This is a genomic window from Flavonifractor sp. AGMB03687 (assembly GCF_017811815.1).
In the GTDB taxonomy this organism is placed as follows: domain Bacteria; phylum Bacillota; class Clostridia; order Oscillospirales; family Oscillospiraceae; genus Flavonifractor.
In genome coordinates this window covers 365,563-384,923 of the sequence record NZ_JADKZI010000003.1, presented here as the reverse complement: position 1 = coordinate 384,923, position 19,361 = coordinate 365,563, and the positions used below count along the sequence as shown (strand labels likewise).

The 19,361-nt window shown below is 60.8% G+C and carries 15 protein-coding genes; 7 read left to right on the top strand and 8 right to left on the bottom strand.

Translation table 11 applies throughout. From position 1 onward, the window contains the following. Positions 1-120: 120 nt before the first annotated feature. From J9789_RS17295 to J9789_RS08305, 5 genes are all read right to left on the bottom strand, one after another. A complete protein-coding gene (locus J9789_RS17295; RefSeq protein WP_209344393.1) occupies positions 121-849 on the bottom strand; it encodes a DUF4358 domain-containing protein in 729 nt (242 codons plus the stop codon). Between the two features lie 116 nt (positions 850-965). After that, complete coding sequence (locus J9789_RS08320; protein WP_209344391.1) at positions 966-2,426, bottom strand: HAMP domain-containing sensor histidine kinase; 1,461 nt, start codon at positions 2,424-2,426, stop codon at positions 966-968. Positions 2,427-2,432: 6 nt separating this feature from the next. Beyond that, the gene (locus tag J9789_RS08315; protein ID WP_209344390.1) at positions 2,433-2,909 is read right to left on the bottom strand and encodes a hypothetical protein; all 477 of its coding nucleotides are present in this window, start codon (positions 2,907-2,909) and stop codon (positions 2,433-2,435) included. Further along, entirely contained in the window at positions 2,906-3,592 is a 687-nt protein-coding gene (locus tag J9789_RS08310; RefSeq protein ID WP_209344388.1) for a response regulator transcription factor, read from the bottom strand. Before J9789_RS08310 ends, J9789_RS08315 begins: the two co-directional genes overlap by 4 nt. An 11-nt stretch (positions 3,593-3,603) precedes the next feature. Beyond that, positions 3,604-4,158, bottom strand: coding sequence for a ubiquitin (locus J9789_RS08305; protein ID WP_209344386.1), 555 nt, complete (start codon positions 4,156-4,158; stop codon positions 3,604-3,606). Positions 4,159-4,347: 189 nt separating this feature from the next. Here J9789_RS08305 and J9789_RS08300 point away from each other — a divergent pair, with 189 nt between their 5' ends. The 3 genes from J9789_RS08300 to J9789_RS08290 all read left to right on the top strand — a co-directional run bounded on the left by J9789_RS08300 (position 4,348) and on the right by J9789_RS08290 (position 10,044). Next, positions 4,348-5,523 carry a hypothetical protein gene (locus J9789_RS08300; RefSeq protein ID WP_209344384.1) on the top strand — a complete coding sequence of 392 codons (1,176 nt, stop codon included), beginning with the start codon at positions 4,348-4,350 and terminating at the stop codon, positions 5,521-5,523. 66 nt (positions 5,524-5,589) lie between these two features. Next, positions 5,590-6,744, top strand: coding sequence for an aminotransferase class V-fold PLP-dependent enzyme (locus J9789_RS08295; protein ID WP_209344382.1), 1,155 nt, complete (start codon positions 5,590-5,592; stop codon positions 6,742-6,744). 171 nt (positions 6,745-6,915) lie between these two features. Beyond that, positions 6,916-10,044, top strand: coding sequence for an S-layer homology domain-containing protein (locus J9789_RS08290; protein WP_209344380.1), 3,129 nt, complete (start codon positions 6,916-6,918; stop codon positions 10,042-10,044). Positions 10,045-10,110: 66 nt separating this feature from the next. On the opposite strand, the gene J9789_RS08285 is transcribed toward J9789_RS08290, so the two are convergent. After that, positions 10,111-10,563, bottom strand: a complete 453-nt coding sequence (locus J9789_RS08285) for a hypothetical protein (RefSeq protein ID WP_209344673.1) — start codon at positions 10,561-10,563, stop codon at positions 10,111-10,113. A gap of 147 nt (positions 10,564-10,710) precedes the next feature. Here J9789_RS08285 and J9789_RS08280 point away from each other — a divergent pair, with 147 nt between their 5' ends. Further along, complete coding sequence (locus J9789_RS08280; protein ID WP_209344672.1) at positions 10,711-11,304, top strand: hypothetical protein; 594 nt, start codon at positions 10,711-10,713, stop codon at positions 11,302-11,304. Positions 11,305-11,537: 233 nt separating this feature from the next. Here the strand turns inward: J9789_RS08280 and J9789_RS08275 are convergent, their stop codons facing one another. Continuing rightward, entirely contained in the window at positions 11,538-14,384 is a 2,847-nt protein-coding gene (locus tag J9789_RS08275) for an S-layer homology domain-containing protein (protein WP_209344379.1), read from the bottom strand. A gap of 229 nt (positions 14,385-14,613) precedes the next feature. Here J9789_RS08275 and J9789_RS08270 point away from each other — a divergent pair, with 229 nt between their 5' ends. Next, on the top strand, positions 14,614-15,660 hold the full coding sequence (locus J9789_RS08270) for an aldose epimerase family protein (protein ID WP_209344377.1): 1,047 nt from the start codon (positions 14,614-14,616) through the stop codon (positions 15,658-15,660). Positions 15,661-15,710: 50 nt separating this feature from the next. Here the strand turns inward: J9789_RS08270 and J9789_RS08265 are convergent, their stop codons facing one another. Beyond that, positions 15,711-16,655: a hypothetical protein gene (locus J9789_RS08265; RefSeq protein WP_209344375.1), complete on the bottom strand. Its 945-nt coding sequence runs from the start codon at positions 16,653-16,655 to the stop codon at positions 15,711-15,713. A 127-nt stretch (positions 16,656-16,782) separates the two neighbouring features. On the opposite strand from J9789_RS08265, the gene J9789_RS08260 reads away from it, so the two are divergent. After that, the gene (locus tag J9789_RS08260) at positions 16,783-18,954 is read left to right on the top strand and encodes a Tex family protein (protein WP_209344373.1); all 2,172 of its coding nucleotides are present in this window, start codon (positions 16,783-16,785) and stop codon (positions 18,952-18,954) included. Further along, entirely contained in the window at positions 18,951-19,316 is a 366-nt protein-coding gene (locus J9789_RS08255; RefSeq protein ID WP_209344371.1) for a metallopeptidase family protein, read from the top strand. Before J9789_RS08260 ends, J9789_RS08255 begins: the two co-directional genes overlap by 4 nt. The last annotated feature ends 45 nt before the right edge of the window (positions 19,317-19,361 follow it).

Below are 19,361 nucleotides of genomic sequence, written 5' to 3'. Positions count from 1 at the left end.
CTCACCTTCTCTTTACAGATCTCAGGAAAGGCGCCCGGCAGGCTTGCCCTGCCGGGCGCTGACATGATTATACTGGGTACGGCACGGGAGTGCAACTTCTATTCTACCCAAAAATCTGAATTATTTTGTATAGCTGTTGAAGATGGTCACAGCATCAGAGGCATACTCGCTGATGGCGAAGAGCACATAGTTGCCGTTGGTGACCAGCTTGTAGTTCTTGACCAGCTCATGCTGATCGGGCAGGTACTGGGACCACTGGGCGTCCAGATCGGCCTGCCGCTTGGCGATGCCGGCCTTCACGGTGTCCATCTTGCCGTCCTTCACCTCGGCGATGAAGAACTCGGTGGAGTGGACGCCCATCAGAGGCATCATGCAGATGTACTCCTCCAGGTCGGAGGCGTTGATGCCGTACATGGCGGCGAGGGTGGCGTCATCCATGGCGGTGAGGTTGGGCAGGCTCAGCTTGGAGATGTCGTTCCACACGGACTGGACAACGTTGGTCTCAGGCTTGCTTTCGGGGGTGGGAGTGGGCTTCACAGTGGGCTTGGGAGTAGCGGTGGGCTTGGTGGTGGGCTTGGGGGTAGCGGTAGGCTTGGTGGTGGGTTTAGCGGTGGGCTGAGCAGAGGGCTCGGTGGAGGGCTCAGCGCTCTCTTCCACGGGAGCGGAGGTCTCGGGCAGAGCGTCGGGGCTCTCGGTGACGGGGGCGGAGCTCTCAGGCAGGGGAGAGGCGCTGTTTTCCACCACGGGGGCGGAGGACTCGGGGGCGGGAGTATTGCCGCCGCCGCAGGCGGTCAGCAGGCCAAACGTCAGGGTCCCGGCCAGAGCCAGGGCGATAAAACGATGATTCATGGATGTACTCCTTTTGTGTTATTTTTTGTGATCGCTCTATTGGACGGCGGCGGCTGGCAGAAAGTTCCCGCCTTTTTGCAAAAAAACATCCCCGCCGGAGCGGGGATGGGAAAAGGCTAGGAGGGCGGAGCGGACGCCATGGGGTCCAGGGGAAGCACCAGGGTGAAGCGGGTGCCCACGCCGGGCCAGGATACCACCTCAAACCAGCCGTTGTGGCGGTCGGCGATCCACTTGGCGATGGACAGCCCCAGGCCGGTGCCGCCGGTCTGGCGGGCGCGGCTCTCGTCGGTGCGGTAGAAGCGGTCAAAGACGTGGGGCAGGCTGTCCTTGTCGATGCCCTGGCCCTCGTCGGCCACCGTCAGCCGGGCCAGGCCGTCCTTTCCCTCCACGGACAGGGAAATGCGGCCCTCTGCCGGGGTATACTTGACGGCGTTGTCCACCAGGATGCGCAGGGCCTGCTTGATGAGGGCCTCGTCGGCCACCACCGGCACGGCGCACAGCCACTTGGCTGCAAAGTGGTGGGTCTGGTCCAGCATCTCGGTCTCCCGCAGCACCTCGGCGGCCAGCTCGGTCAGGTCGCACAGCTGAGGCTGGAAGCGCACCGAGTCGTTGTCGCCCCGGGCCAGGAAGAGCAGCTGCTCCACCAGGGCCTTCATGGAGTCAGCCTCCTGGCGGATGGCGTCAATGGCCTCCTGCCGGGTGGCCGGATCATCCTTGCCCCACCGGTCCAGCAGACTGGCATAGCCCTGAATGACGGCGATGGGGGTGCGCAGCTCGTGGCTGGCGTCGGAGACGAAGCGGCTCTGGGAGCGGTAGGCCTCGTTGATGCGGTCCAGCATGGCGTTGATGGCCTGGGCCAGGGTTTTCAGCTCCTTTTGGGTGCCGGTGACCGGGATACGCCGGTCCAGATGGCTGGCGTTGATCTCATCCAGCTTGCCCGCCAGGGCCTGGAGTTCCTCAGGGGACATGGAGCTGCCCAGACGGCTGGCGGCAGCGGCCAGATCCTGAATGGGCCGCAGGGTGCGGCGGATGGTACCGGCGTTTTTGAACAGGTTGAGCACCAGACTGACCAGCTGGCAGAACACCACCACCCGGGCGGCAAAGCAGAAGATGCGGGTGGGACGGGTCAGGTCCAGGGTCAGGGTGTAGGGGCCCTCCGTCCGCTCCAGCTGGATGGTGTACCGTGTGGACTCGCCGGTGCGGAAGCTGAACAGCCGCACGGGGTTCAGATCCCCCGGCTCAAAGAAGCGGGGGGCCTCCGGCGGGTCCAGACGGTCGGTGAGGACGGTGGGCAGGGAGTAGCCTCGGGCGGGGGCGGCGCCGTCGGTGAGGGTAAAGCCCGCGGCCTGGGTCCAGGCCGCATCCTCCGGAGAGGGTAGGCCTTGCTCCTCCACCTGGGCGGCGATGTGGGCGGCCTGCCCCTCCGACCACACCAGCAGCCCGCCGCAGAAGAGCAGGATGAGCAGCAGATCCAGAAAGAGGTAGATCCCCAGCAGCCGGAAGAACAGCTGGGCATTGAGCCGGGCCACAATGGAGGACTTGAGACGGCTGGGCGGCCGGGCGGTCTTGGCGGCCATGGATGGTTATTCTCCCAGCCAGTCCAGCACCGGCGCCAGCTGGGCGGCATCCACCCAGTCGGCCCCCCGGGTAATGGCTTCCACCGCCTTCTGGGAGGCACGGTCGGTCTTTCTGGACAAAATGGCCTTCATCATGGCCATCATCATCTTGTATCTGCCCTTGATGCGGGCGGGGGCATAGCCGCCCAGCAGATAGAAGAGGGGGAGCCTCTCGCACCGGTTGTCCCTAGCCAGCTTGGTGGTGTCCGCCTCCGGCCCCATGCCCACGGCGCAGATCCCCGCCACCTGGAAACGGCCCATGGCCTGTTTCAGGCCCTGGATCTTCCCGGCACACAGCCAGCCCAGGAAGAGCACCTGGGTGTCCCGGGACAGATCACACTCCTCCAGCCGGTGGAGGGGCAGCCCGGCCTGGTGAGCCAGCAGGGTGGCGTACTGAGCAGTGAAGCCGGTGTTGCTGGTGTAAACAATGGCGGAAACCTTCATTCTGACTCCTCCCGAATCACATAGCCCACACCCCGTACGGTGTGGATCAGCTTGATATGGAACGCCTCGTCCAGCTTGGTCCGGAGGAAGCGGATATATACGTCCACGGTGTTGGTCTCCCCCAGAAAGTCGAAGCCCCATACCTGCTCCAGCAGCTCCTCCCGGGAGAGCACCTTCTCCTTGTGCTCCAGCAGGCAGTGCAGCAGATCAAACTCCCGGCGGGTGAGGGCCACCTCCTTGCCGTCCACCGTCACCTGATGCCGGTCCACGTCCATGGACAGGGGCCCCACCGACAGACGGCTGTCCGGCTCGGCTTTGCCGGGGCGCTTGCGCAGGGCGGCCCGGATGCGGGCCAGCAGCTCCTCGGTGGCGAAGGGCTTGGTCACATAGTCGTCGGCCCCCATGTCCAGGCCGGACACCTTATCCACCACCGTGTCCCGGGCGGTGAGCATGATGACGGGCACCTGGCTCTCCCGCCGCAGGCGGCGGAGCACCTCCATGCCGGAGAGGGCGGGCAGCATGATGTCCAGCAGGATCAGGTCGAAGCGGCCGGACAGGGCCAGCTCCAGCCCGGTCCGGCCGTCAAAGGCCTTTTCCACCTGATAGCCCTCATAGTTCAGCTCCAGCTCCACCATGCGGGCCAGCTTTTCTTCATCCTCCACCAGCAGGATACGCTCCTCCATGACACATCACCTCATTGCTTGGATTGCTTCTTGTGGGCGGCCTGCTCGGCCTGGGCCCGCACCCGCTCCATGGCGTCCCCCATGGCCTCGGCGGCGTGGTTGACCGCCTGGCTCACCGTGTTGTCGTCAAAGTCCGGTCCGGCGAACCGGTACCGGAACCCGAATAGCAGGCCGATCACCATCAGGGGCAGGGTGATCCAGAAGGCCAGCAGGACCAGCAGTCCGAAGATGATCAGGGGAATGGAGTCGGTATACACCCCCCGCCGCCAGATCTCGAACCGGTTGTCGGTCAGACAGTGGCCGATGTAGGACAATACGCCCACCTTTTTCTCCGAATCCGTATCTTTAGACTGAGGTTCCCAGGAGGGGGCCCCGGTCTCCTCCCCCGACTTGGTGGAGTATTGAGCACTCTGTCCGCCGTCGGAGCGGATCTTGCCCCGCTGCTCCAGCAGGATCAGGGCGTCCAGCAGGTTGCCGTCTGTCTCCTCCAGTACGGCCTTGGCCTCCGCGTAGGATACGTCTGCCCGTTTGCGTAACCGGTCCACCAATTCCAGTGTGATTTCCATGGGCTCACATCCTTTCCATGGTACCAGTATACCCCGCCCGCGGTAAAGAAGGGATTGAGCCCTCCTTAAAATTCCATTAAAACCGGCACCATTATACCAGTCCCGGCGGAGGGGCGCAAGCCGCTTTACCGGCGGGACAAAGCATGATATAATACTACCTAACCACTAAATAAGAAAGGAAGTGACGGTATGGGCTGGAAAAAGCGGCTGATGGTGCTGATGTGCGCAGCGGTGCTGGTGCTGGGTCCCGCGCTGATGAGCACCGCCCGGGCGGACACCATCGAGATCTACCAGGTGGCCGAAAACGACGTGCTGGTGGAGCTGCCGGTGAGCGCCATGCCCGCCTGGATCGGCGGCGTGCTCTATGTCCCCTGTACCGTCTTTGACCCGTCGGTGACCCGGGTGAGCCTGGGCGTGTCCTACGGACAGGTCCGGGGCGAGAACGGTACCAACCTGATGCTCTATTCCCTCAGCGCCACCCTGACCTTCGACCTCAACGCCGGTACCTGTACCGACCGCTCCGGCCAGCAGCTGGATATGCGGGCGGTGTCCCGCAACGGCCAGATTTTTGTGCCCCTGAAGTCGGTGTGCAGCTACTTTGGCCTGCGGTACAGCTATATTCCCACCAACTACGGTACCCTGATCCGCATCACCAACGGCCAGGAGTGGCTCAGCAACAGCGACTTCATCCAGTACGGCGAGCGGGGCCTGCGGGACTGCTACAACAGCTACATGAAGCAGCTCAACCCCTCCACCCCCGAGCCCTCCACCCAGACCACCCCCACCCCCACCAATACCCAGACCACGGTGGAGGAACCCACCCGCAGTACCCTGACGGTCTACCTCTCCGTGCTGTGCAGCGGCTCCGGCGGACTGGACGCCATTCTGGATGAGCTGGACAGCCAGGGGGCCCGCGCCCTCTTCCTCTTCCGGCCGGAGGAGATGGCCGGTCAGGAGGAACAGCTCCGCCGCATCGTGGGCAGCGGCCATACCGTGGGCCTCTGCGCTTCGGGCGGCACTCTGTCGGAGGTGGAGGAGGAGCTGGACACCGGCTCCGCCCTGCTGGAGCAGATGGTGCGCGTCAAACCCCACATCGTCTACCTGGAGACAGCGGGCCAGGATGTGACCACCGCCCTGGAGAAGGACGGCTGGGCGGTCTGGACACCCCAGGTGGACCAGACCGGTGACACCCGTACGGCCTCCACCCGTACCAATGCCCTCATGTCCGCCCTGGACAGCCGGAAGGTCAGCGTCCGGGTCATGCTGGACGACGGCGCCACCACCGCCGACGTGCTCTCCCGTCTGATCCCCCGGATGGCGCGGGAGGACTACCGGGTCCGCCTGCCGGTGGAGACCTTGATCTGAATGAAAGGGGCGGGTATCTACCCGCCCCTTACCTTATATATAATGTAGAGACAGGAGGAACCTGCCATGCGCAGCGTCTATCTGGATAACGGCGCCACATCCTATCCCAAGGCCCCCGGCGTGGGGGAGGCCATGAGCCACTTTATTACCGACATCGGCTGCAACATTGCCCGGGGCGGCTACCAGCAGGCCTATGACGCCGCAGGCCGGGTGCTGGAGGTGCGGGAGAAGCTCAACGCTCTGGTCAACGGCCCCGGCCCCCGCAACGTGGTCTTTACCGGCGGTGCCACCGCCGCCCTCAACCTGCTGCTCAAGGGCCTGCTCCGTCCCGGGGATAAGGTGCTCACCTCCCCTATGGAGCACAACGCCGTCCTTCGTCCCCTGGAGCAGCTGAAGCGGCAGGGCGTGACCGTGGAATACCTGCCTTGCACCGACCGGGGTGAGCTGATCCTGGACGGACTGGAAGACAAGCTGACCCCCGATGTCCGGGCCGTCATGCTCTGCCACGGCTCCAACGTCTCCGGTACCCTCTTTCCCATTGAACAGGTAGGCCCCCTCTGCCGGGAGCGGGGCATCTTCTTCCTAGTGGACGCTGCCCAGACCCTGGGGGCCATCCCCGTGGATATGTCCGCCATGTGCATCGACGGCCTGGCCTTCCCCGGTCATAAGGGCCTGCTGGGCCCCCAGGGTATCGGCGGGGCAGTGGTCACCGACGCCCTGGCGGCCGCCCTGGACCCCCTGCTCTCCGGCGGCACCGGCAGTATGTCCGAGTCCCTGGAGATGCCTCCCTTCCTGCCCGACCGCTTTGAGGCCGGTACCCTCAACCTGCCCGGCGTCTTTGGCCTGGGAGCAGCCCTGGATTACCTGGAGCGGGAGGGGGAGGCCCTCCGCATCCGGGAGCATAAGCTGGCCGACCACCTGTGGGCCCGTATGATGGAGCTGGAGGAGGACGGCATCCGGGTGCTGGGCACCACCGATCCCGCCCGCCGTACCGGCGTGGTGTCCATCGACTTTCTCAAGGCGGACAACGGGGAGATGGCCTTCCGGCTGGAGCAGGAGTACGGCATTCAGACCCGCTGCGGCCTCCACTGCGCCCCCGTGGCCCACCAGACTCTGGGCACCTTCCCCCAGGGCACCGTCCGCTTCTCCGTAGGTCCCTTCACTACCTTTGAGGACATCGACTACGTCCAGGGCGCTGTCTACGAGCTGCTGCTGGGCTGACCCATCTGTCCGCTCCTTTCCACTCTCTCCACATGTTACCCCGAAGATTACGCTTATGTTACAAAAGCGCCGGGGGTGTTGACGGGACGGATTTGATGGATTATGATAATGCCAGACTCATGGAGAGGATGTTCCCTCTTCCTGGTCAAATCAAACAAGGAGGAATTCCAAATGAGAAACCTCAAGCGTGTTCTCAGCCTGGCTCTGGCCGCTCTCATGCTCATGGGCATGATGGTCGTTGGCGCTGGCGCTGCGAGCAAGGATTTCACCGATGCCGATGAAATCACCAATGTTGAGGCTGTCGACGTTATGGTCGCTCTCGGTGTGCTCGAGGGCGGCGATAAGGGCGACTTCCAGCCCAACTCCATCCTGACCCGTGAGCAGGCCGCCAAGATCATCTGCTACCTGCTGCTGGGTGAGGAGGCCGCTGAAAAGCTGACCACCAACTACCCCATCTTCAGCGACGTTCCCGCTAACCGCTGGTCCGCCCCCTACATCAGCTACTGCGTGAACCTGGGCATCCTGGCTGGCGACGGCGCCGGCCACTTCTATCCCGAAGGCAAGCTGACCGGCGTGGCTTTCGCCAAGATGCTGCTGGTTGGCCTGGGCTACTCCGCTGAGCGCGAGCACTATGTGGGCAACAACTGGGAGATCAACGTGTCCGCCGCTGCCATCGCCACCGGCGTGGCTCCCAAGGGCCTGGTGCTCTCCAACGAGCTGTCCCGTCAGGACGCCGCCCAGATGGCTTACAACACCCTGCAGGCCACCATGGTCGAGTACCTGAATGACAACACCATCATCATCGGCGACACCACCGTGTCCACCGTGGGCAAGGCCTCCGCTGTGAAGCAGGCTCCCTACACCGACACCATGGACCAGGAGAACCTGCAGTTCGCCGAGAAGTACTTCTCCAACCTGAAGAAGAAGGACGTCAAGGACGTGTTCGGCCGTCCCTCCACCAACTGGGTGTATGGCAAGACCGACATCGGCACCTATGTCAACTCCGACCTGATGGTAGAGGAGTTCACCACTCAGGTCACCGGTAAGGACCTGTACGACCTGATCGGCGCCAACATCATCAAGGACTACGACCTGACCGTGGCCATCGACGGCGTGACCGATCACAAGATCAACAGCAACGTCTTCAACGCCACCCAGATGAACAAGAACAACAAGGCTGGCGTGGGCGCCACCGACGACGCCGTGCTGACTCAGGTGTTCGTGGATCCCTCCAACGAGGAGATCACCGTCGCCATCATCAACACCTACCTGGCCATCGCTGACGGCGATTACAGCGAGAAGAAGGACGAGGCTTCCTTCACCGTGTACGCCATCGACGAGAAGAGCGGCGAGTACATCAAGGATACTGCCAAGACTTCCTCTTTCGATGTTTCCGGCGAGGACTTCGACGTGGCCGAGGTCGTTGACGGCGACGCCATGCTGGTGACCGTGGCCGACGGTGAGATCCAGAGCATTGACAAGGCTGAGATCCTGGCTGACACCGAGATCACCGCCTTCAAGACCGGCTCCAGCGTCACCGTGGACGGCACCAAGTACGGCTATGCCAGCACCGCCATGTACGACACCGAGGTTCTGGACCAGTACACCGACAGCAAGGTCAACCTGAAGGACGTGACCTACAACGTCTATCTGGTGACCATGGGCGGCGTGTCCTACCTGATCGGCATCGATCTGGTGGAGGTCCCCAACAACTACGTCTTTATCGCTGGCGTGGACTACGGCAGCAGCAACCTGTCCAACAAGACCGCTGACGCCAGCGCCATCTTTGTGGACGGCACCTCCAAGGTCATCGAGGTCGACATGACCAAGAACACCGCCATCAACACCGCTCTGAAGCAGGATCCCCGCGTCAACACCTGGTTCACCTACACCGTGAACAAGGACGGCGTCTACACCCTGAAGCAGGTCGCTGGCTCCATCACCTCCGGCGTGAAGGTGGCTCAGTACCACGAGGACGTGGACGACAAGGAGATCAACAAGAAGAACGTCTCCCTGACTGGCGCTGCCAGCGGCGACTACAAGCGCGTGTACGGCAACGATTCTTCTGTCTACCTGGTGGCTGACCTGAAGAACATCACCGACCGCAACGGTGCCAAGACCACCATCATCAGCGGTGTCGAGACCGTCAACACCGGCGTGAAGAACACCAACCTCACCACCATGGACGAGGCTGCTGTTAAGAGCGCTATGAGCACCGGCTACGGCCCCGGCGGCACCTACACCCTGTACAAGAGCAACGGCTATGTCATCGCCTCCGTCGTGGTGGGCGAGGATGACGCCGCCTCCAAGAACCTGGTCTATGTCCACAGCGGCAGCGTGGCCATGGAGTCCTATGACAAGACCGCCGACGAGTGGACCTGGACCCGCAAGGTCGTCTCCAACGGCGAGGAGATCGAGATCAAGGAAGTCGGCGACGCGCTGACCTACCTGGACGAGATGAAGAAGGACAACTGGTATCAGGTGAAGTACAATGCTGACGGCGAGGTCATCGGTGTGAACGCCGAGACCGCTTCCGGCAACATCGGCACTTGGGATCTGACCACCGCCACTTCCTCCACCGCTGGTACCTATGTCAACAACATTGACTACGTGGAGAAGTCCATCAATGCCGAGGACAACGTGCTGTACAGCCAGTCCTTCACCGATGAGGTCAAGGAGCCTCAGCTGAAGGGCAGCACCCTGTATGTCACCACCACCAAGGACACCGGTTTCTTCGTGGACGAGAATGTGAAGCTGGTTCTGGTCCAGACCAACGACCGTAAGACCACCACCACCTTCGAGACCGGCGTCAAGGAGCTGGAGGACGTCATGGCCCAGCTGAACAAGGCGACCGACGGCAAGTACGACTACACTGTCAGCGCCATCCTCGAGGACGGCGCCGCCACCACCGTGATCGTTGTGGACGCTAACGACGAGACCGGCAACAGCGGCACCAACAAGCCCGTCATCAAGGGTGACTACGAGGCCACTGTTACCCCCAAGATCAACGCTGACGGCAGCATCGGCTTCAGCGCCTTCACCTGCACCGAGATGAATGGCTATGTGCTGAAGAACGCTGTCGCTGAGTACACCGTGATCATGAACGGCAAGGAGTACACTGCCAAGCAGACTCTGGGCACTGTGAACTACAGTGACCTGACCACCAAGCTGGCAGTTCCCGGTATCACCGTGAAGAACGGCACCGAGATTGAGGTTCAGGTCGTTGTGACTTGGGAGAGCAACAATCCTGGCGAGGCTGGCATTTATAACACTGTCAGCGGCACCGGCTACATTTTCTAATCTTGGATTAGTTGATTGATCAGAATCCCAAAACCGCCTCGGGCATAAGCCCGAGGCGGTTTTTATTTATTCATCTGCCATCATAAAACATATTACGGTATAGGTTTCGCCTTTGTTATTGCATTGTGCCGTCATATCTGAGGAGTTGCTTTCAAAGGTAACCGTATTGCCCGTCCAGACGACATCCTGCCAGCCGCCGCCAACACCTGCATTTTTTGAGATGCCCACATCAACGCCCTGGATACCGACCATCCATATGTTTGTACCCATAACGTTGACCAGCATTGGCTTGCCGGGAAAGGTCAGCTCTGTTTTTCCGCTGCCAGTGCCCACGTAAGTAGAATAATGGAGTATGCAGTTGCCGCACAGAGCCACGGCAGTTTCCACAGCGGTGGTCTTGTCTGCCAAACCGTCCAGAGCCGTGTCGATCTTCTGCAAGTCCTCGTTGAAGTCCGTACGAAGGAACGGGTCCTGGGGCTGCCATTGATGAAGTTGATAGTGTTCGGTATAGTCTGCCATGTGTATTCCTCCTTGTTTTCTCTTTTCCCCACTGGATGGGGGGGAAGGGCTTTTTGTTGCATCGGGAAGAAACGCGGGTTTTACCCCGGTGCAACAATGTCGCCCTATAGTGGCGAAACGCCAAAGCTACAACAAGGAGGAATGTACATGGCAAACTATACACCTAATTATCAGCTCCACCAGTGGGAACCGGAGGACAAATTCCTGCGCACCGACTTCAACCAGGATTTATCCAAGATCGACACCGCGCTGGGAACGATCTCCGCAGAGACGACCTATCCCAAGCTGCTGGATGTGAAGCTGGAAACAGACCGCCAAAAGTGGGACGTCGACGTACGACACATTGACTTGGCACAATATCAAAAGCTGGTCATCTACCCCCATTTGAAGGGCAACACAGACCAGTGGGTCTCGTTTCATCTCAACGGCCTGACGAGTGGGTATTACGGGCCGGGCAACGACAGATCCTCCTGCGGCGACGTGCCGATGCTCAATGATCCGAACCGGCAAAACTTCGGCGTATGCGAATTCACGCTGTTGCTGGAGCTGCCCAAACTCTATATGGTACGGCTGGGCATTACCTCCAACAGTGATACCGCGATGCCCGGTTTATCCGGACACCGGTGCCCCAGCCTTGCGCCCGGAACGACGCATCTGGACACGATGAATTTTTGGTTTGGGTCCACCTCATATCACATTCTTGCAGGCTCCACTGTGCAGATCTATGGGCTCAGACGCTGAGTATGGACGGCGGTGGTAAGCACTCAAATACATTTATAAATTTCATTTTCAAGATAAATGTATCAGTCATATTCCAGCGAGGTTCGGGCCGACACAGAGGTCGGCTCCTGCGGAGCTTTGCAGGGGCGCACCAATGCGCCCACTGGTCAAGGAACAACACTTGACCTCAAAAGGAGATAAAAAAGAGGAGAGCCAAATGGCTCTCCTCTTTTTGTGTTACAGTCAGACCAGAATTACTGGGCGACGTAGGTAGTAGCAGTAGTGCCGGTGCACAGGACCTGGCCGTTCGCATTGGTCACGGTGACCACGGCAACATAGTTGCCAGCAGCAGGGATCGCAATGCCGGTGTTCAGGCGCTGCTTAGCAGAAGGCTGAGCGGACAGGGTCTTGTTGCCCACCAGAGCATCACCCTCGTTGTTGTTCTTCTTGGTGATGGTGATGGTAACATTCATGTCGGCGGTCAGAGCGTCGGTGCTGGTAAAGTCAACAGCGAAGTTGGAACCGCTGCCGGTCTTACGCAGAACCAGGCCGCTCATGTTGTAGTTGCCGTCGGGAGTCACGCCCTCGGTGGCGTCTACAACCTTGACATAGACGTCGGTCAGACGGCCCTTGTCGCTGAGCTTGAAGAAGACCTGATCGTTGTCATCCTCGGTGATGGCGGTGATGTCGCTCTTGGTCAGCTCGCCGTCCACGGAGATGAAGTACACGTTGCAGTTCTTCTCGTAGGCGTAGGGGATGCCGCCCAGCTTGACAACGTCGTTCACCACGGAGTCGGTGGTGGTGGCAAAGTACAGGGTGCCGTCGTTGCCGGTGGCCGTATCCTCGTTAACCTTGTCCTCGAAGCCGGTCAGAACGCCCTTGTTGTTGTACACGGGGCCGTAGAGCAGGGTGGCCTTGGTCATCTGGTTGTTGGTGTCCACCTTGATGGTGGTAGCCTCACCGTTGATGTAGGCGTCGTACTCATAGAAGGCGCCCAGGTCGGTGGTGTAGGAAGTACCCACGTTGCTGCCCTTAACAAAGATGACGTCCTTGTTGTCGCTGGCCATGCTCATGCGGGCATTCTTCTCCACGAAGACCACGGTGGCGGGGTTGTTGTTGGAGGTGCTGTTCATGAAGACAGTAGCCTTGCCAGCGGTGCCGCCGTCGTGCTTGATGGTGGGCATGTTGGCGATGCCCTCATAGACGCTGTAGGTGGTCTTCTTGGCGGAAGTATCAGCCACCAGGAAGATGGTCTTGCCGTCGGCGTAGTGGGTCGCTCTACCTCCAGCCACATTGGCCTTGTTGTCATCAACGATGCTGAAGGTGTTGGAGCCGTTCTCCATGACGAAGGAGCCGCCGGCCTTAGCAGTCTGGCTGTCAGCCACCAGGTTGATGGTGTACACATCGTCGCTGTCCACGGTGTAGGACACGATGTCGTACTTGTTCAGCTTGTTACCAGTAACGGTGTCATCCATAATTCCGTCACTGTCCGCATCAACGACAGGCAGCTTTTTGCTGGAATCAGTGGGATCCACGCCAAGAGCAACTTCGACGCTCTTGGTGGTGCCGTCGGTGAAGAGCAGCTGAGCCTTGGCGGTGTCGTTCCAATCGCCGGCCTTGCTGGTATAGTTCAGAACGACAGCGTAGTTGACCTCCACATCGGCGTCAACATACAGCACGTAGCCGTTGCCGTCCAGGTAGACGGAGACCTCGGAGCCCTTGTCCACGGTGGTCACGAAGTTGGCGATCTTGTCAGCGGAAGTGGTGTTGGCCTCATACTTGGTGCCGTCCACGGTGACGTTGCCGCTGGTGGTGTAGGTGGTCATCTTGCCGGTGGCCTTCTCAGCCAGCTCCATGGACTGGATGCCCTTCTCACCGTTCTTGTAGGAGTAGGTGTAGTACACGATGTCGCCCTTGGCGAACTGCTCGGTCTCGTAGTTGCCGCCGGGGCCGGTGAAGGCGTCAGACACGTTCAGGACAACATAGGCGTCCTTGGTGCTGGTGGCGGAACGGGCAGCAGCGATCTTGGCAACATAGGTGTTGGTGACGATAACAGTGGCCTCGCCGTTGTCAGCGTCGTAGTAGACCTCGGTCAGAGCGCCGTTGCCGCCAACCTTGGTGGTCTCGCCCTTCACGATGTCGTTGCTCCAGGAAGCGGAAGCGCCGTCAACATACAGAGAAACGTCCTTCTTGGAGATGCCCTTGGTCAGGCCCAGATCGTTGTAGATGGTGCCGATCTTCACAGAGGAAGTGTAGGACACGTCAGCAGCGTCGGCATAGGTGCCGATAACGGTGTTGCCGTTGCGCCAGGTGGTGGCGGGACGCTCGAAAGCATCGGTGTCAGCAATCTTCTTCAGATCGGGGAAGTTCTTCTCAGCGAACTGCAGGTTCTCGGTGCCCATGGTGTTGGTGTAGTTGCCCTGAGCAACGGGAGTAGCCTTGCTGGCAGTGGAAACGGTGGTGCCGCCCACGATGATGGTGGTGTCATTCTGGTACTCCACCATGGTGGCCTTCAGAGTGTTGAAAGACATCTGAGCAGCGTCCTGACGGGACAGCTCCTCGGACAGGACCAGGCCCTTGGGGGCAATGCCGGTCTCAATGGCACGGGCGGAGACGTTGATCTCCCAGTTGTTGCCGATGAAGTTCTCGCGCTCAGCGTTGTAGCCCAGAGCGACCATCAGCATCTTGGCGAAAGCAACGCCAGTCAGCTTTCCTTCGGGATAGAAGTGGCCGTTGCCGTCGCCAGCCAGGATGCCCAGGTTCACGCAGTAGCTGATGTAGGGGGCAGACCAGCGGTTGGCGGGCACGTCGCTGAAGATGCTGTAGTTGGTGGTCAGCTTCTCAGCAGAGTCGGAGCCCAGCAGCAGGTAGCAGATGATCTTAGCAGCCTGCTCACGGGTCAGGATGGAGTTGGGCTGGAAGTCGCCCTTATCGCCGCCCTCGAGCACACCGAGAGCGACCATAACGTCGACAGCCTCAACATTGGTGATTTCATCCGCATCGGTGAAATCCTTGCTCGCAGCGCCAGCGCCAACGACCATCATGCCCATGAGCATGAGAGCGGCCAGAGCCAGGCTGAGAACACGCTTGAGGTTTCTCATTTGGAATTCCTCCTTGTTTGATTTGACCACGAAGAGGGAACAAGTTGAAAGGAATCCTATAATCCCTTGTGTCCCAGGCTATTCAGCCTGTTTGGGTGGCGACAGGTAACCGCCAGGTAGCCAAAATTGTGGCGGTTGGCAAGGGTATCAAAATATGTTATGATGATAAAAACTCAATACTTGGACAGAGCGGAAAACAGCGGCTTTCGCGCTCTGAGAAAGGCGTTGCATGATGGCTGAATGGACAAGAGAACCCTTTGGCGTGACGGCCAAGGGAGAGCAGGTGGACCAGTGGATCGCGGTGGCAGGCGGCTACACGGCGAAAATCCTGACCTACGGCGGCATCCTCCGCAGTTTTCAGGTGGAGGACCGGGATGTAGTGCTGGGATGCGATACCCTGGCTGATTACGAGAAGCAGGACAAGTATTTCGGCGCCCTGGTGGGCCGGGTGGCCAACCGCATCGGCGGGGCGGCCTTTGATCTGAACGGGGAGCACTACACCCTGGCGGCAAACAATGGGCCCAACTGCCTCCACGGCGGCATCCACGGCTTCCATGAAGCCGTATGGGAGGCCCGGATCCATGAGGGGAAGCTGGAGCTCTCCCACACCAGCCCCGACGGGGAGGAGGGCTTCCCCGGTACCCTGGAGGTGCGGGTCAGCTATGATCTGACTGCCGATGGCGTACTTACCCTGGATTACTGGGCTAAGAGCGACAAGGATACCCTCTGCAACCTGACCAACCACAGCTATTTCAATCTGATGGGCCACGCCCACGGCTCCCTGGAGGGACAGCGGGTGCAGGTCTATGCCAGCGCTATCACCGAGAACGACGCAAACAGTACCCCCACCGGTGCGCTGTTGGCGGTGGAGGGAACCCCCTTTGATTTGCGCATCCCTCGGGAGTTTACCCAGGGACTGGCCATGGAGCACCCCCAGCTGACTCTGGGCAACGGCTACGACCACAATTTTGTGTTGAGTACCCTGCCGGTGTCTTCTCTGGGACTGGCTGCCCGTGTGGTGGGCGGCGGGCTGTGCCTGGAGTGCTACACCACCCAGCCCGGCCTCCAGCTCTATACGGCCAATTACCTGGATGGCAACCCCGGTAAGGACGGGGCAGTGTATGGTCCCCGGTCGGCCTTCTGCCTGGAGACTCAGGGCTGGCCGGACGCCATCCACCACAATGCGTTCCCCAGCCCCGTCCTGCGGGCAGGGAAGGAGTACCGGCACACCACGGCGTACCGGTTGGCCACCATGTCCAGCCGGGAGGCTATGTAAATCAAAAAGGCCGGCCTGACGCATTGCGTCAGGCCGGCCTTTTGCTGTAGTTAGATGTTCAGCAACTCATCCCGCTCCGCTTTCAGCGGAGCCAGGCGCTTGTCCAACTCCTCAGCGGCGGTATTTAACGTGCGGAGGACGGCAATCAGATTCAAGTGTACCTCCGACACCCGGTCCTGGGCCTTTTTGATGCCGGACTGGACAAACCAGTCGGAAAAGATGCCGTCGAAGAAATAGTCCATGAAAGTGGCGAAAGAGCCGATTTGGATGTTAGGGATCTGGAGATCACTGACGTCGGCCAGCTCGGTGCGGAAATCGCACAGAGCCCGCTGGGCGGCCCGGATGGTGGACTGGGCGCTGTCCAGCCAGTCGTGTTTGGCCGCAGTGGCAATGACACCGCCCCCCAGCATATCCCAGGTACCATAGCTGCGGGCGCCGTCCAGATCGTCCTGGACCTGGCCCAGCAGACGCTTTACGGTCATTCCGGCGGAGATGGCTTCCTGCAGCTCCTTGCGCTGGCGATTAAGCTCCCGCAGCTGCTCCTCCACCTGGGCCAGCCGGGCGCCGCGCTGGCCGCCCATGGCCGTTACCAGTTCCACCTTTTCTGACAGCAGCTGCTCCAGCTTTTGGGGGGAGCAGACCAGCTCATTCCGCTCCCGGATCAGGTCGTTTAGCTTGTTTTCCAGATAATCCAGGTCGGAGCGTGCTTGGTCGTATTGGCATTTGGCGGCCAGGGCCTCCAGCCGCTCTTTGTCCAGCCGCCCTTTTTTACTCCCGGTGAGGGAGAGCAGCAGGGACCGAAGCCCCCCTTTTTCCAACAAATCCACCTCGTCCTGTTCTTTGCGGAAGATCCGGGCAGTCTCCTCTACCCGGGCCTGCCGCTCGCACCGCTGGCGGTATAACTCGTCCATCTGGGCGGTCAGCTGTTTCCGGCGTGCCTGGGCGGCGGTCAGGGCTTCGATGGCCTGGTCGATTTCATGTAGGCGTTGATTCATGGCGGCGTTCCCCCTTCTTTCTCTTTGATCTTACATAGAACAGCGGGAGAAAGCAAGGAGATGCGCTGGACTTGCTGGCCAAAAACGGGTAAAATATTGGTTACAATCCTGTGCAAAGGAGAACCGTATGGACACAATTATTCAGATCCTGGCCAAAGAACTGGGCCAGAAGGAGACATACATTCAGAACGTGGTGAACCTCATCGATGAGGGCAACACCATTCCCTTTATCGCCCGCTACCGCAAGGAACTCCACGGGGCGATGGACGACACCACCCTGCGTACCCTGGCCGACCGGCTGCAATACCTGCGCAATCTGGACAAGCGACGGGAGGAGGTCAAGGCCGCCATCGAGAACCAGGGCAAGCTGACCGAAGAGCTGGCCGCCGCCATCGACGGAGCGGCCACCCTGGCAGAGGTGGAGGACCTGTACCGCCCCTACAAGCAGAAGCGGCGCACCCGGGCCACCATGGCAAAGGAGAAGGGATTGGAGCCCCTGGCCGATCTGCTCTTCGCTCAGGCCATGGACGGCCCTGTGCCGGAGGCAGCAGCGGAGGACTACATTGACCCGGAGAAGGGTGTGGAGACGGCGGAGGAGGCCCTCCAGGGCGCCAGCGACATCATTGCCGAGCGCATCTCTGATGATGCCGATATCCGCAAGCTGCTGCGTGAGCTGGTGTGGAAGAAGGGCTATCTGGTGTCTGCCGCGGCAGCCAAGGAGCCGGAGGACACGGTGTACCGGCTGTATTATGAATTCCGGTCCCCGCTCAACCGCCTCCAGGGCCACCAGATCCTGGCCATCAACCGGGGCGAGCGGGAAGAGGTGCTGAAGGTAGGCGTGGAGATGGATCGGGAGACCGCCCTCATCCCTATCCGGCGGCGGGTGCTCAATCCCGGCGCTCCTGCCATGGCCTTTGTGCGTTCCGCCGCCGAGGACGCCTACGACCGGCTCATCTTCCCCTCAGTGGAGCGGGAGATGCGGAACCTGCTCACTGAGCAGGCCGACGAAGGGGCCATCAAGATGTTTGGCCTCAATCTGAAGCCCCTGCTCATGCAGCCCCCGGTGAAGGGCTTTGTCACCATGGGCCTGGACCCGGGCTACCGCAACGGCTGCAAGGTGGCGGTGGTGGATGGCACCGGCAAGGTGCTGGACACGGCGGTGGTATACCCCACCTTCAACGAGAAGAAAAAGCAGGAGGCCATTGACCTTCTGTCCAAGCTCATCCGCAAGCACGGCGTAGCCCACATCGCCATCGGCAATGGCACCGCCAGCCGGGAAACCGAGCAGATGGCGGTGGAGATGATCCGCAAGCTGGGGGGCGGGGTGAGCTACATGATTGTTAACGAGGCGGGGGCCTCGGTGTATTCCGCCTCCAAGCTGGCCGCCGAGGAGTTCCCCGACTATGACGTAAACCTGCGTTCTGCTGTGTCCATTGCCCGGCGGCTCCAGGACCCCCTGGCCGAGCTGGTGAAGATCGATCCCAAGTCCATCGGCGTTGGCCAGTACCAGCATGACATGCCCCAGGCCCGGCTGGACGAGACCTTGGGCGGTGTGGTAGAGGACTGCGTCAACGCGGTGGGTGTGGACTTAAACACCGCCTCCGCGCCCCTGCTGGCCTATGTGGCGGGCCTGAACAACACCACCGCCAAGAACATTGTCAAGTACCGGGAGGAGAATGGCGCCTTTACCACCCGGAAGGGGGTGCTCAAGGTGCCCAAGCTGGGTCCCAAGGCCTTTGAGCAGTGCGCCGGCTTCCTGCGGGTGCCGGAGAGCAAAAATGTGCTGGACCACACCGGCGTCCACCCGGAGAGCTACGAGGCGGCCCAGAAGCTGCTGGAGCTGTGCGGCTACACCCTGAAGGACGTGGCGGCGGGGAGCATCGGCGAGCTGGCCGACCGGGTGAAGGCCTATGGCAGGGAGAAGGCGGCGGAGGCCTGCGGCGTGGGCCTGCCCACCTTGGACGATATCGTAAAGGAGCTGCTCAAGCCGGGCCGTGACCCCCGTGACGAGCTGCCCAAGCCCATCCTGCGTACCGACGTGATGGAGATGAAGGACCTGAAGCCGGGGATGGAGCTCACCGGCACGGTGCGCAACGTCATCGACTTCGGTGTGTTTGTGGATATCGGCGTCCACCAGGACGGGCTGGTCCACATCTCCCAGCTCTCCAACCGCCGAGTGCGCCACCCCTCCGAGGTGTGCGCCGTGGGGGACATTGTCACCGTCTGGGTGCTGGATGTGGATGAAAAGAAGAAGCGCATCTCCCTGACCATGAAGAAGCCCAGGGAGGGAGCGGTATGATCCTCAGCTTTGATGAGGCGGGCGACCTGCTGGACCAGATGGCGGAGGAGTTCCCGGAGGAATTTTACCAGGATCTGAACGGCGGCATCTCCCTGCTTCCCCAGGCGGTGGAGGACCCCACCGGGGAGGACCTCTACATTATGGGGGAGTACTGCAACGACATGATGGGCCGGTACATCAACCTCTACTACGGCTCCTTTGCCGCCCTGGCGGAGCAGGAGGACTGGACCGAGGAGGACTGGGAGGACGAGCTGTACACCACCCTGGCCCATGAGTTTACCCACCATGTGGAGGGCCTGGCCGGCGAGCGGGGTCTGGAGATCCGGGACCAGCTGGAGCTGGAGCAATACAAGCAGGAGTAATAAGAAAGCGGCGGACGCATCGCGTCCGCCGCTTTTTGCTGTTTT

Coding starts and splice junctions, on each gene's coding strand:
- J9789_RS08275 (WP_209344379.1), bottom strand. CDS start 14,384: ATGAGAAACCTCAAGCGTGTTCTCAGCCTGGCTCTGGCCGCTCTCATG.
- J9789_RS08280 (WP_209344672.1), top strand. CDS start 10,711: ATGGCAAACTATACACCTAATTATCAGCTCCACCAGTGGGAACCGGAG.
- J9789_RS08255 (WP_209344371.1), top strand. CDS start 18,951: ATGATCCTCAGCTTTGATGAGGCGGGCGACCTGCTGGACCAGATGGCG.
- J9789_RS08310 (WP_209344388.1), bottom strand. CDS start 3,592: ATGGAGGAGCGTATCCTGCTGGTGGAGGATGAAGAAAAGCTGGCCCGC.
- J9789_RS08265 (WP_209344375.1), bottom strand. CDS start 16,655: ATGAATCAACGCCTACATGAAATCGACCAGGCCATCGAAGCCCTGACC.
- J9789_RS08260 (WP_209344373.1), top strand. CDS start 16,783: ATGGACACAATTATTCAGATCCTGGCCAAAGAACTGGGCCAGAAGGAG.
- J9789_RS08315 (WP_209344390.1), bottom strand. CDS start 2,909: ATGAAGGTTTCCGCCATTGTTTACACCAGCAACACCGGCTTCACTGCT.
- J9789_RS08270 (WP_209344377.1), top strand. CDS start 14,614: ATGATGGCTGAATGGACAAGAGAACCCTTTGGCGTGACGGCCAAGGGA.
- J9789_RS08320 (WP_209344391.1), bottom strand. CDS start 2,426: ATGGCCGCCAAGACCGCCCGGCCGCCCAGCCGTCTCAAGTCCTCCATT.
- J9789_RS08300 (WP_209344384.1), top strand. CDS start 4,348: ATGGGCTGGAAAAAGCGGCTGATGGTGCTGATGTGCGCAGCGGTGCTG.
- J9789_RS08290 (WP_209344380.1), top strand. CDS start 6,916: ATGAGAAACCTCAAGCGTGTTCTCAGCCTGGCTCTGGCCGCTCTCATG.
- J9789_RS17295 (WP_209344393.1), bottom strand. CDS start 849: ATGAATCATCGTTTTATCGCCCTGGCTCTGGCCGGGACCCTGACGTTT.
- J9789_RS08295 (WP_209344382.1), top strand. CDS start 5,590: ATGCGCAGCGTCTATCTGGATAACGGCGCCACATCCTATCCCAAGGCC.
- J9789_RS08305 (WP_209344386.1), bottom strand. CDS start 4,158: ATGGAAATCACACTGGAATTGGTGGACCGGTTACGCAAACGGGCAGAC.
- J9789_RS08285 (WP_209344673.1), bottom strand. CDS start 10,563: ATGGCAGACTATACCGAACACTATCAACTTCATCAATGGCAGCCCCAG.